This window comes from Fulvivirga imtechensis AK7 (genome assembly GCF_000331535.1).
GTDB lineage: Bacteria > Bacteroidota > Bacteroidia > Cytophagales > Cyclobacteriaceae > Fulvivirga > Fulvivirga imtechensis.
This window is the reverse complement of sequence record NZ_AMZN01000006.1, coordinates 193,420-206,179: the sequence shown is the minus strand read 5'-3', so window position 1 is coordinate 206,179 and position 12,760 is coordinate 193,420. Positions and strand designations below refer to the sequence as shown.

The 12,760-nt window shown below is 43.7% G+C and carries 9 protein-coding genes; 5 read left to right on the top strand and 4 right to left on the bottom strand.

The window, feature by feature from the left end:
• The first annotated feature begins 11 nt into the window (after positions 1-11).
• The 4 genes from C900_RS02660 (at position 12) to C900_RS02645 (ending at position 4,590) form a co-directional block, all read left to right on the top strand.
• Complete coding sequence (locus tag C900_RS02660) at positions 12-734, top strand: M15 family metallopeptidase (RefSeq protein ID WP_009578016.1); 723 nt, start codon at positions 12-14, stop codon at positions 732-734.
• Positions 718-1,197 carry a YdeI/OmpD-associated family protein gene (locus tag C900_RS02655; RefSeq protein WP_009578015.1) on the top strand — a complete coding sequence of 160 codons (480 nt, stop codon included), beginning with the start codon at positions 718-720 and terminating at the stop codon, positions 1,195-1,197. Before C900_RS02660 ends, C900_RS02655 begins: the two co-directional genes overlap by 17 nt.
• 220 nt (positions 1,198-1,417) lie before the next feature.
• A complete protein-coding gene (locus C900_RS02650; protein ID WP_009578014.1) occupies positions 1,418-3,655 on the top strand; it encodes a helix-turn-helix domain-containing protein in 2,238 nt (745 codons plus the stop codon).
• Positions 3,656-3,771: 116 nt separating this feature from the next.
• Positions 3,772-4,590 carry a translation initiation factor IF-2 N-terminal domain-containing protein gene (locus C900_RS02645; protein WP_009578013.1) on the top strand — a complete coding sequence of 273 codons (819 nt, stop codon included), beginning with the start codon at positions 3,772-3,774 and terminating at the stop codon, positions 4,588-4,590.
• A gap of 170 nt (positions 4,591-4,760) precedes the next feature.
• Here the strand turns inward: C900_RS02645 and C900_RS02640 are convergent, their stop codons facing one another.
• The 4 genes from C900_RS02640 to C900_RS02625 all read right to left on the bottom strand — a co-directional run bounded on the left by C900_RS02640 (position 4,761) and on the right by C900_RS02625 (position 9,240).
• Positions 4,761-6,107, bottom strand: coding sequence for a GntP family permease (locus C900_RS02640; protein ID WP_009578012.1), 1,347 nt, complete (start codon positions 6,105-6,107; stop codon positions 4,761-4,763).
• A 9-nt stretch (positions 6,108-6,116) separates the two neighbouring features.
• Positions 6,117-7,538: an NADP-dependent phosphogluconate dehydrogenase gene (gene gndA / locus C900_RS02635; protein ID WP_083867416.1), complete on the bottom strand. Its 1,422-nt coding sequence runs from the start codon at positions 7,536-7,538 to the stop codon at positions 6,117-6,119.
• Positions 7,539-7,544: 6 nt separating this feature from the next.
• The gene (locus C900_RS30505; protein ID WP_009578010.1) at positions 7,545-8,039 is read right to left on the bottom strand and encodes a gluconokinase; all 495 of its coding nucleotides are present in this window, start codon (positions 8,037-8,039) and stop codon (positions 7,545-7,547) included.
• A gap of 109 nt (positions 8,040-8,148) precedes the next feature.
• On the bottom strand, positions 8,149-9,240 hold the full coding sequence (locus tag C900_RS02625) for a Gfo/Idh/MocA family protein (RefSeq protein WP_009578009.1): 1,092 nt from the start codon (positions 9,238-9,240) through the stop codon (positions 8,149-8,151).
• 224 nt (positions 9,241-9,464) lie between these two features.
• On the opposite strand from C900_RS02625, the gene C900_RS02620 reads away from it, so the two are divergent.
• Positions 9,465-12,698, top strand: coding sequence for a ligand-binding sensor domain-containing protein (locus tag C900_RS02620; protein ID WP_040495321.1), 3,234 nt, complete (start codon positions 9,465-9,467; stop codon positions 12,696-12,698).
• The last annotated feature ends 62 nt before the right edge of the window (positions 12,699-12,760 follow it).

Genomic DNA, 12,760 nt, shown 5'->3' with positions numbered 1-12,760 from the left:
AATCGTATGCTATGACCTCAAAAACCGTCTACATAACCTTTCTCTTCACCTGCCTGTTCGGTTGCAGTAGTCCTTCTACAGAGGTAGAGCAGACTGATAGGTATGTTTCGGCTGACACAGCAAAAGACCTTCGAAAAGAGGCGGAGCCGCATCTGATTGCTTCGTTACACGACACCGCATTTGTATCTTTAAAAGAGTACGCTGGTGGCTTTTCATACGATATGAAATATGCCACTTCCGACAACTTCCTCAAAAAAGTTGTCTACGACTGCGGCAATTGCCTGGTCCGCAAAGAAGTAGCTGATGCGCTGATCCGGGCGAATGATTCTCTGCAGATATATGGCGTTCATATCAAGTTTTTTGATTGCTATCGGCCTGTAGATGTTCAAAAACAGATGTGGGAGATCTACCCAGATGCCAGATATGTGGCCAATCCTTATACTACAGGATCTATTCACAACAGAGGTGGTGCGGTAGACATCACTTTAGTAGATGATCAGGGAAAAGAGCTGGATATGGGTACGTCCTTTGATTTTTTTGGGAAAGAAGCTCATCATGCATACACCAACCTTCCTGATACAGTGCTGGCGAATAGAAAGTTGCTAAAGACTGTCATGCAGTCTTTTGGGTTTAACCCGATCACTACAGAATGGTGGCACTACAACTTCCGGACCTCAAACAAATATTCCCTGTCTAACTTTAAACCAGCGTGCGACAATGAACCCGACAGGTGAAATATTAGTAGACAGCAATGTACAACTGGAAAGGTTTCCTGGCAAAGGAGGCTGGACTTATGCTCGTCTTCCGGATGTGCAACCGGTAAAGACAAATCCTTTCGGCTGGAGAAAAGTAAGTGGGTTCATTGATGATTTTGAGATCAGACAATATCACCTGATGCCTATGGGCAATGGACAATTATTTCTGCCGGTAAAAGCCCCTATTCGCAAAAAGATCAAAAAAGAGGCTGGGGATTGGGTGAAAATAGTGCTTTATGAAGATAATGGTCCCACAGAGGTGCCCGAGGAATTTATCACCTGCCTCAGAGATGATCCTGATGCATGGGAGTATTTCAAGAAGCTATCAGACCCGGAGCGCAAGAAATATGTGGATTGGATATATGGAGTAAAGACAGAAGACCTGAAAATAGAGCGAATGGCTGAAGCCATCAACAGAATAGCCAAAGGAGAAAAGTTTTAATAGAAAATATAGTTCAAGTCTTTAGCGCAGCGATGACTCGGACTCATGAACCACTAAGTCTTCAGACTTAAGCTATTAAAAATTGGAAACGTAAGTCTGATACTTACAATATTGTAGCACAAGTGACGCTACCGCTTAACACTTACGCCAGTGCCTGAAAAACTGTAATAGATTCACTCTATACTTTGGATACATGGAGGAATACCATTTACTTTAAATCATGGAACATGATCCGTTAAACAAGAACTTTGAAATGGCCGTGCAGTTTGTCAACCAAACGGGCAGACACTTGTTCCTTACCGGAAAAGCCGGTACCGGCAAAACCACATTTCTGAAGTATATCAAAGAGAATAGCCCTAAGAAGCTGGCAATAGTAGCTCCAACAGGTGTTGCAGCCATTAATGCCGGTGGTGTAACTATTCATTCATTATTTCAGTTGCCATTCGGTATTTTTTCGCCAGCATCGCAGCCGGTAGAGGTTCATACCACGACCAACGTACACAACAAAACGAGCCTCCTGAAGCATCTGCGCATCAATAAAGACAAACGCAAGCTGATCCGGGGATTGGATCTTCTGGTTATCGATGAGGTTTCGATGGTACGCGCTGACTTGTTAGATGCGGTGGATGTGGTGCTGAGGCACATCAGGCATAAACCCCACCTGCCCTTTGGTGGAGTACAAATGCTATACATAGGAGATCTCTTTCAGTTGCCACCCGTCATGAAGGACGAGGACTGGAGAATTTTGAAGGATCACTACAGAGGTTCGTTTTTCTTCCATGCACATGCCCTCAGACAATCTCCGCCCTTATACATGGAGCTTAAAAAGATCTACAGACAGAGCGATGAAGCTTTTATAAGTCTGTTGAACAACCTACGTAACGACCTGATAACCAATAAAGATATTCAACTTCTTCAGAAGTATTATCATCCTGATTTTAAACCGGAAAGAAAGGGCGAGTATATTATCCTTACCACGCATAATTCTAAGGCCGATGTGATCAACCAAAAAGAGCTCGATGCGATTTCGGATCCGCTATTCACCTACGAAGCACAAATTGATGGCACATTTAATGAATCCGCCCTTCCTGCCGAGCGCCAGCTTAAATTGAAGAAAGGCGCACAGGTAATGTTCATCAGAAACGACAAAGGCGAATCACGCAGGTACTACAACGGAAAGATCGGTACAGTATCACGATTAAACAAAAACGAGATATATGTGACCTTCCCGGGTGAGCCTGGTAAGTTTCAAGTTGAAAAGGAGATATGGGAAAACATCCGGTATACCTATAATCAGGAAGCAGACGAAGTGGAAGAACAAGTGATAGGGTCATTTTCACAGTTCCCTCTCAGATTGGCGTGGGCCATCACCATACACAAAAGTCAGGGCTTAACCTTTAACAAAGCTATTATTGACGCAGGCGCTTCTTTTGCCGCAGGTCAGGTATATGTTGCACTCAGCCGACTTACATCTCTTGACGGACTGGTACTTTACTCTCCCATCACGCCTGACTGCATAAGCACTGATGAAGAAGCCAATGCTTTTTCTAAAACAGCGCTCGATGAGCCCGATATGCTAAGGGAGTTAAAAATGGCACAGCGTCAATATATGTATCAAATGTTGCTGGATGGTTTTGACTGGAATATGCTTTCAGTAGCAATAGAAAATTTTAAAAATGATCTGGAAAACCGCAGAATTCCTGTTTTGAAAGAAGCGGAGGCCATGGCGAACGACTTATCTATCGCTATAAAGCGACAGGAGGAAACGGCAGGGAAATTTACTATTCAATTGCAAAAACTGCTGTCAAAAGCCGAAAAAGATGGCTATCAACATATCTGTGAAAGAGTGAAGGCTGCCGAGGAATACTTTTGTGATCAACTGCAAATAGAATTATTAGCTCCGCTTGAAAGTCATATTGTCCAGGTAAAAAAGCAGCCTAAGGTGAAGAAGTATTTGCAAGATGTTGTGAAGCTTACCAATGCATTTAATGCAAAAAAGCAACAGATCGAACAGCTCACCAAGGTAACTCATGGTTTGATCAATAATGTTGACCCAGTGAAGCTACTTGAAGAAATAAGAACCAGTCATAAATTAAATGCCATGGCCATGGCCAGTAAGGCAAAGGAAGAGGTTAGCAGCAAACCGCTGAAGGGTGAAAGCCACCGCCTCTCCCTAAGTATGTTTAAGGAAGGAAAGAGCATAGAAGATATTGCACAAGAGAGAAACCTTTCAGCCGGTACCATAGAAGGTCACCTGGCGTCTTTTATTACTTCCGGTCAAATAGACATAGAAGCGCTTGTGAGCAAGGATAAAATAGCCATGATCCGCCAGGTTATCGAAACGGTTGCTGATGAGTCTGCATCTCAAATAAAAGAGAAGCTTGGTGACGAATTTACCTATGGAGAGATCAGAGCTGTGCTTAATTATATCAAACTGTTGGCAGCTAATGAACGGTAGGTGATCACTAAAACCCTCTATACCTTCCAATTACGCACCTAAGTGTTTTTAATGTCATAATTGATGGCATGGATGCTCAAAACGTCATATTTTTGCCGCCAAAAAAAGAGTGTAATATGAGGCTGGTACAATTGGCCCGTAAACTTGGGGTGACACAAAATGAGATCATCCGATTCTTATCCGGCCAGGGTGTAGACATCGGACAAAGTAGCAATGCTAAAGTAAATGAAGAACATACGCAACTGATTTACAACCACTTCGGCAACCCCAATGAACAATTAGAGGAAGACAAAAAAATAGAGGAAAGCTCAGAAGAAACGACAGAACCCCTGCTTTCTACCCAAGGCGCCAGTGAAAATTCAGAGTTCATTGAACCTCAGGAAGCTGAACCTGCGGTGCAAAGCGCCAAAGATGAACAACCGGGCGAGGTGCATATAGAAGATACGAAAGAAACACAAAGCGAAGAGGATAAGCAGCAAACAGAGGTAATAAGAGCCAAAAAGATCAAGCTTGAAGGGATTAAAGTGTTAGGAAAAATAGAGCTTCCTGAACCTCCAAAGAAGGAGGAAAAAACTGATGAGAGTAACGACCAACAAGTATCAGCGCCTTCACGAAACAGGAAAAAGGATACCCAGGACAGGAAATCTCAGAAACGCCAAACCAAGCGCAAGAAGACGGAATCTTATGAACAAAAGCTAAAGCGACAGGAAAGAGAGGCGCTCAGGAAGAAAAGGGAACGGGAGAAAAAGCTCAAAGATAAGAAGAAGCGATTTTACGAAGAGCAGGTAAAAAGCGCCCCTCAAGAAAAAATAAAGAAGAAGCCTTCAAAAAAACCGGCAAAAAAGCAGGAGCCGGCAAGCCGTAAAAGGTTAATTAAGAAACATAGCAATCCCATCATCAGGTTTTGGGAATGGCTCAACGGGAAGTATGATTGATTGGAGCCGCAAGCCAGTTCAGTAGATGCAAGAAAACTCTAAGTGGCTTTAAGAAAACTTTCCCTCTAAAGAGCGGGATGAAGTCCAAAAAAGCAGAGTTCCTAACAACTCAGGAAGCCCATTTCTGGGGAAAGCGTAACGTAGACAATGGCGTTTTTCTTAGACACAATTTAAACTACCAGCCACAGTAGCAGGCTTACGATAAGGCCTGTCACTGCAATCAAGGTAGTCATCACGGTCCACGATCTAAAGGTTTGCTTTTCCGACATCCCCAAGTATTGGCTCACCAGCCAAAAACCGCTATCGTTGACATGTGAAAGAATAGTAGCGCCCGAGGCAATGGCTATTACCAATACAGCTTTCTGTATGTCACCAAAGCTGCTCCCCATCAGAAGCGGGGCCGTTATTCCCGCAGCGGTGATCATAGCTACAGTAGCAGACCCCTGCATAATACGCACTATGGCAGCGATGATAAAAGCAAACAAAACCGGTGAAAACAGGTCTCCACTCAACGACTCTACCAACATAGTGCCAACACCCGAAGTCACCAGTATCTGCTTAAATGCACCCCCCGCTCCGGTAAGCAGGATAATAACTCCTGCAGGATATAATGACTTTGAAGAGATCTTTAGCAATTCTGTTTTGGTAGCTCCTCTGCTGACGCCTAACCAATACCAGGCTACCAGATTAGCGATGATCAACGCAGTAAAAGGGTGCCCAATCAATATTATAATGTAAGAGACTATCCCTGGTATTTCAGTCTGTTTGATAAAAGGACTTTCCACCATCGTTCTTGCCACGATGAGAAGGATGGGCAAGGTAATGATGGAAAGGATGAGCCATGGAGGCGGAGCATCCCCGTTCTCTTTTTCTTGTTCGATGTAGCTATCCGGAAGAGGGAGGTCGATCTTACGGCTGATATAACTAGCGAAGAGTGGTCCTGCCACCACAGCCGCGGGAATACCTGTGATAAAACCTGTTATGATCACCCAGCCCAGATCAGCACCCAGTATATCAGCCACTGCCACCGGACCTGGTGTGGGCGGAATAAAGCTATGGGTGATCGCCAGCCCTGCCAACAGAGGAATAGCAAAAAGCAACAATGATTTGCCCGTACGCTGCTTTAATGCAAATATCACAGGCACCAATATAATAAACGCTACATCGAAGAATACCGGAATTGCTACAATGAAACCAGTGACCATAACGGCCCATGGCGCTTTTTTTATACCCATTTTACCGAGCATATAGCTTGCCAGGCGCTGTGCCCCTCCTGAATATTCCAATATTGCTCCAAATAAGGCGCCTAACCCCACTACAGTAGCCACAAAACCCAGGGTACCGGCCATCCCATCTTTCATGTGGTTCAGTATATCTTCCGGAGGCATACCGGAGACCACACCTACAAACATGCTGACAATGAGTAATGAAAGAAAAGCCTGTATCTTCAGGTAAAGGATGAGGAAGAGCAGCAGAGCTATACCTCCTACTGCCGCCAGTAGCAATTGATAGTCCATATAGTTATATTATTTCCATTGGGTGTGAAAGTGCTCTGTCAGAGGCCTATCCACTCGTTGGTAGGTATGAGCGCCAAAATAATCCCTCTGTGCCTGTATGAGATTAGCCGGAGATAGTCCGGTAGTATAACCCAGGAAATGATTTAGCGAAGCACTCAGCACGGGCAAAGCGTGACCGGCACCGAGTCCTTCCGCAACAACTGTTTTTATATCCTCGACCCGGTCGCTCATCATAGCAACCATATTCGGATGCTGTAGTATGTCTGTTTCCTTCATCAGCACTTCTACTAGTATCTCCATTAATGCAGACCGGATAATACAGCCATTGGTCCAAATCCGTGCTATTTCGGAAAGACTAAGGTTCCAACTGTACCTTTCGGAGGCTTTTTTTAATAGGAGAAAACCTGTAGCATGGTTAATGATACGGGCGGCTTCATAGCCTTTTTTCAATTTGTCGGCAAAGTTTGGAGAGGCCGTTTGTTGTGCTGCCTGCTTTCCGTTGCTATACACATTCACTGCCTTTAGGCGTTGTTCTTTTTCAGCAGACAAAAATCTCGCCATAACAGCCTCAGAAACAGCCCCTAATGGAGTGCCTAGTTCAAATGCAGCTTCAACCGTCCAGCCACCGGTACTTTTCTGCTCTGCCGCATCCAGTATCTTGTCCAGAAGTAGCTCTCCCCCCTCTTTAGTACGTAGAATATCGATCGTTATTTCCAGAATATAGCTGTTAAGGCCGTGAATTTTCCATTCTTCAAAAATATTAGAAATGTCTTCTGGCGACTTTCCCAGATAATATCGCAGTAGGTGATAAACCTCGGCCAAGAGCTGCATTTCCGCATATTCAATACCATTGTGAGTCATTTTAACAAAATGGCCTGCACCCTGTGGCCCTACATAAGTGCAGCATGGCCTTCCGTTTTTATCTCTTGCCGCTATAGATTCCAGGTACCTTCCTACATTATCGTAGGCTTTCTTACTTCCTCCCGGCATCAGTGACGGGCCGTGAAGCGCCCCTTCCTCTCCTCCTGATATGCCCACACCAAGAAAATAGATCCCGTTCTCCCGCAGAGCAACTTCCCTGCGTTCGGTATCCTTATAGTGTGAATTTCCACCATCGATGATCATATCACCTGCGCTCAGCAAAGGAAGAAGCGTTGCTATTACCTGATCGACTGCCGGCCCGGCGTTAACCATGAGTAGAATCGACCGGGGTGTTTCAAGTGAATCTATGAATTGACTGATGTCATCAAATCCCTGCAAGCCAGTATATTGGGTGTGTAACGACACAAAATCTTCGGCAATTCCCTCCTCCTTGCCTGTAATATGGCGGTTGTAGACTGAGAGCCGGATACCTTTACCGGCAATATTCTGCGCCAGACTCTTCCCCATCACACCAAGGCCTATCAAGCCGAATTCGGATCGCGTACTCATGGTTGTTCATTTTTTTTTGTTGATACATTCCAATATTTCATCAACAACGTCCTGGGGACCTTTGTTGACATCAATATGACAGCCATATTCCGGTACTTCCAACTCACTGTATTGTGAGCTGAGCAGTTCTTTGTTAAAAAAGTGCCGCTTTCTGTTTGCCAGCCTGCCCCTGATCAGGCTTTCATTGCCGCGCAGGTAGATCCAGGTGGTGTACTTGTCAGGAATAGACATCAGTTGCCTTCGGTATTTTTCTTTAAGTGCCGAACACGCCACCACCGCTCCAGTACCGGTATGCCATTTTTTAATGCTATCGGATAAAGTATTAAGCCAGGGAAAACGGTCCTCATCACACAGTGGTATACCTGCCTTCATCTTGTTGATGTTGTTTTCTGGATGAAAGTCATCAGCATCGTAAAATGGCAGGTTCAGCCTACGACTTAGCAGTGTGCCTATGGTCGTTTTACCTACTCCGGATGGTCCTATTATGATGTAGATATGCATGCTCCTCTATACAATTTTCGCGTTTCACAGGCTAATTTCCAATCAAAAAGCCCGGCATTTTAAGCTTTCCCGCTGCTCCCGCAATTACAAACGTTTACGATTATAAAAGTTATAGAGTAACCCGCTGCCCCAGGCTGGCAGACTTGTAAACAGCTTCAACTATTCTGAGATCCCTTAGTCCTTCCTCACCGGGAACAATCACATTTGTCTTGTTCATGATAGCCAGGGCATCATTATCCATTTGCCTGGCCTGTTGGTTGGCAATTGACTCGTTCAGTCTTTTGCCATCACTTGTCCGCCCTTGGATACCTGAATAAGCCTGAAATGGTATCAGTTCATACCAGCCTTTACTGCTATCTACGCGGAGTTCATTCATACCTTTTCCCAGACTGGTAGCACAATCGGCAACAACGCCATGAGGAAATTCCAATGTAAAATAAGTAGTTTCGTCCACTTCATAGTAAATCTCCGGCCTGTTGGTCTCATGTCTTGCGATTACAGCTATCGGTTCCATTTGCGTGGCATATCGTGCAGCATTTAGTGGATATACACCCATGTCGTACATTGCCCCTCCTCCCATTGCTTTCTTTTGCTTCCAGTGATCTGACCGGCCATCATAATAACCCGCTTCGGCCTTTACCCTACTTATATGTCCGTAGGCATTTTGTTTGGCAAACTCGATTATTGTCCGGGTATTGGGTTCATGCTGCATTCTGTAACCTATGCTGAGCCTGACTTTATTTTCATTACAGGCAGCAATAATGGCTTCACACTCAGCAGCCGTTCTGGCCATCGGCTTTTCGCACCACACGTGCTTACCTGCATTTGCTGCTATTATGCTATACTTACTGTGCAAACCGGTAGGCAAAACAATGTAGATCACATCAATATCGGGGTTATTGGCAATTTGATGCATGGTTTCATAGTTGTAAACATTTTTGTCTGCAATGCCATACTTCTTTTGCCATACAGGAATTTTCCATGGGCTGCCGGTCACAATTCCCTTCAGTTCACAGTACTGAGTCAGTTGCAAAGCCGGGGCGAGCAGATCGGTGCTGTAATAGCCTAACCCAACTAAAGCCACCCCTAATTTCTCCTTATATTTCGAAGTAAATACTCCTGAAAAAACGGCAGGTGCAGAGGACAAAAGAAGAGTTGCCGCTCCTGCTGATTTTATAAAGTCTCTTCTGGAATTTCTCATGAGAAATATCTGTTACAGGTCTAAATTAAGAAACTAAGAATTATAATGACAATATCAGATTTAGCTAACAGTCATACGGGTACTATTTCCGCACAAAAAGCAATACTTCACCTACAGATGTATGTTCTGGCTCGTTTTTATCAAATTCATTAGATCAATTGTAGCTAGCTTACGGGCTAACGTCTTAATCACAATAGGCAGGGAGACCTGATTTTTATCTGTTTATGACCATTTTTTGTTTTAGATCATTTCTTCGGTTTGTCATTATTCTCTTTCTCTTCAACTTCACGTTTCTGGCAAACCTTCGTGGGCAGGATTATATTTTTGACAGGCTCAGTAACCATGACGGGCTCTCTCAGGCGAATATATGGTCAATAGTGCAGGATAGCCTAGGTTTTATCTGGATAGGCACGGAAGACGGCCTGAATATGTATGACGGGTACAATTTTAAAATATTCAGAAATGATGCCAATGATAGCACCACCATTAGCAATGACTTGATAAACGATATTAAATTAGATGTCAATGGAGACATCTGGCTGGCTACATACGGTGGCCTGAACCTCTATGACAGGGAATATGGTGTTTTTAAAAGATTTCTACATGACCCTGCTAACAACCAATCGCTGAGTGGAAATGTCGTCAACGCGTTACTTTTCGATTCCAAAGGCCGGCTTTGGGTAGGTACTTCCTACGGTCTCAATCTCTTTATAAAAGAAACCGGGACATTCAAAAGATACGTACAAAAAGACGGTGAAGCCAATTCCCTGATACACGATAATATTGCCAATTCTGCAATGATAGAGGACCATCTGGGAAACCTGTGGATAGGCACACATGCAGGCATCAGCTATTTTAATCCTGAAACAGAGAAATTCATCAATTACAAGCATGATCGGGAGGACATCACCACTATTAGCTGTAGCCATGTGACCTCTTTTTATGAAGACAGCGACAAGACTATATGGGTAGGCACCTTCTGTGGCGGGATCAACCGCTTCAATCCATCGGATAGCACATTTGTCCGGTATCCATATGAAAGAACGGACTCTTTAAGCTTGTCGGATAGTTATGTTACCAGTATTAATGAAGATGCTGAAGGTCAGCTACTGATCAATACTGATAACGGATTGAATGTAATGAACAGAAAAACCGGGGTTTTTAAAAAATACTTCCATGACCCCGAAAACGTACACAGCCTGAGCAGTAACATTACTACCTGCACTTTTATAGATGTAAATAACAGGCTCTGGGTCGGCACGAGGTTTGGAGGGATCAATATATTTGACAAGGACAAATATTCATTTAAGCACATCAGACACAAGGGCGGTAAAGGGCTGAGTAACAATAATGTTACGTCATTTGCTGAAGATCAGAAAGGCAATTACTGGGTAGGTACAGATGGAGGCGGTGTTAACTACTTTGACAGGGGAAAAAATGATTTTACTAAATTATTGATGCACAGGGCGGACAAACCGAATAGCATAGGGAGCAACAAAGTATTGGCCCTGGAAGTGGACCGCTCAGGAAATTTATGGATAGGCAGTTGGGCCGGTGGGGTTACTGTTTACAATCCCGAAACTGATGAGTATCGACATTATAAAAATAACCCGGATGATCCTAATAGCCTCAGTGGCGATTACATTTTTGATATAATGGAAGACAGCCAGGGCAACATTTGGATAGGCACCTGGAACAACGGCTTCAGCAGATACAACAAAGACAAAGATAATTTCACACAGTATACCTATAAAAATGATCGCAATGATATAAGCTATGCTATTGTGGTATGCATGTATGAGGACCACTTGGGTAAAATATGGGTAGGTACCGGTCAAAACGGACTCGATATGTTCGATCCTATTACTGAGAAATTTACCCACTATGGATCCAGCGGCATTAACAATGGCAGCCTTCCGGTCAATTCCATATACTCTTTGTATGAAGATTCAAAAAACAGATTATGGATAGGGACAAACGGTGGCGGATTGTGCATGTTTAACCGTGAAACAGCAACCTTTGAAGTATTCCGCAAGCAGGACGGACTGCCCAATAATGTTATTATGGGTATACTGGAAGACAATAATACCAACATCTGGCTGAGTACAAACGAAGGTTTGAGCATGTTCAATCCTGAAGAGAAAACATTTAAAAATTATGGGCTTCATGATGGGCTGCAAAGCAACCAGTTCAACAGATGGGCCTACAGGCGGCTGTCTACAGGAGAGTTACTTTTTGGCGGCATCAACGGATATAACATGTTTCTACCTGAAAATATCAAAAGCAATGAATACATCCCTCCCGTATACATTACAGAGCTCAGGTTGTTCAACCAGGTAATACCCGTCAGCAAAGATGGTCCTCTAAGAAAGAGCCTTTTATATACGAGCCAAATCACATTTAACTACAAGCAAAACTACATCAACCTGGATTACGTAGCGCTCAACTACAGGAAATCATACAACAACCAATACAAATACATATTGGAAGGCCTCCAGGACCATTGGATTGAGGCAGGACCCGAAAGAAAAGCCACCTATACCAACCTGGACCCGGGAGAATATATTTTCAAAGTGAAAGGCAGCAACAACGATGGTGTCTGGAATGAAGATGCTGCTTCACTGAAGATCATCATTACACCACCTTTTTGGGATACTTGGTTTTTTAAGGTAGCAGTAGCATTGCTGGCTGTGGGTATTCTCATCTCTGTATATTTAGTAAGAATGAGGGTAGTTAAGGCTCAAAAAGCAGCTCTGGAGCTGCAGGTACAGGAAAAAACACAAAGCCTCACTAAAATTAACAGAGAACTGGACCAGTTTGCCTATGTAGTATCTCATGACTTAAAAGCGCCTCTGCGAGGTATAGCCAGCCTTTCGGAGTGGATTGAAGAAGACCTGGAGGAAAATACTAATGAAGAAGTGAAGAGTAATTTTACTCTTCTTAAAAGCCGGGTGAGCAGGATGAAAGATCTTATAGACGGGATCTTGCAGTATTCACGGGTAGGACGCATGTCTGCCGAAAAAGAAACCGTGTCATCCGGGGAACTGATCAATGAAGTATTAAGTATACTCAGTATTCCTGATGGTTTCAATGTAGAGGTGACAGGCGATTTTCCGGTGATACAAACCAACCGGACATGGACAGAACAGGTTTTCACTAATCTGATCAGCAATGCCATTAAATACCATAACAGGGATACCGGAAATATCACTATAGCATACCATAGCGATCAAAAATTTCACTATTTCTCTGTTAAAGACGATGGCCCAGGCATTGCAGAGGAATATCATGAAAAAATCTTCATGATATTCCAAACACTGCAACCAAAAGACACCACTGAAAGCACTGGCATTGGGCTTTCCATAGTCAAAAAGATCATTGAAGAGCAGGGCGGCTCCATTTGGGTCGAATCTGATGGAATAAACGGATCGAAATTCATTTTCACCCTTCCGAAATAGAGAGTTTCCATTTAAAACAGTGTACTAGCTATAACTTTCTCCATTTAGGTCGGTTATATTAA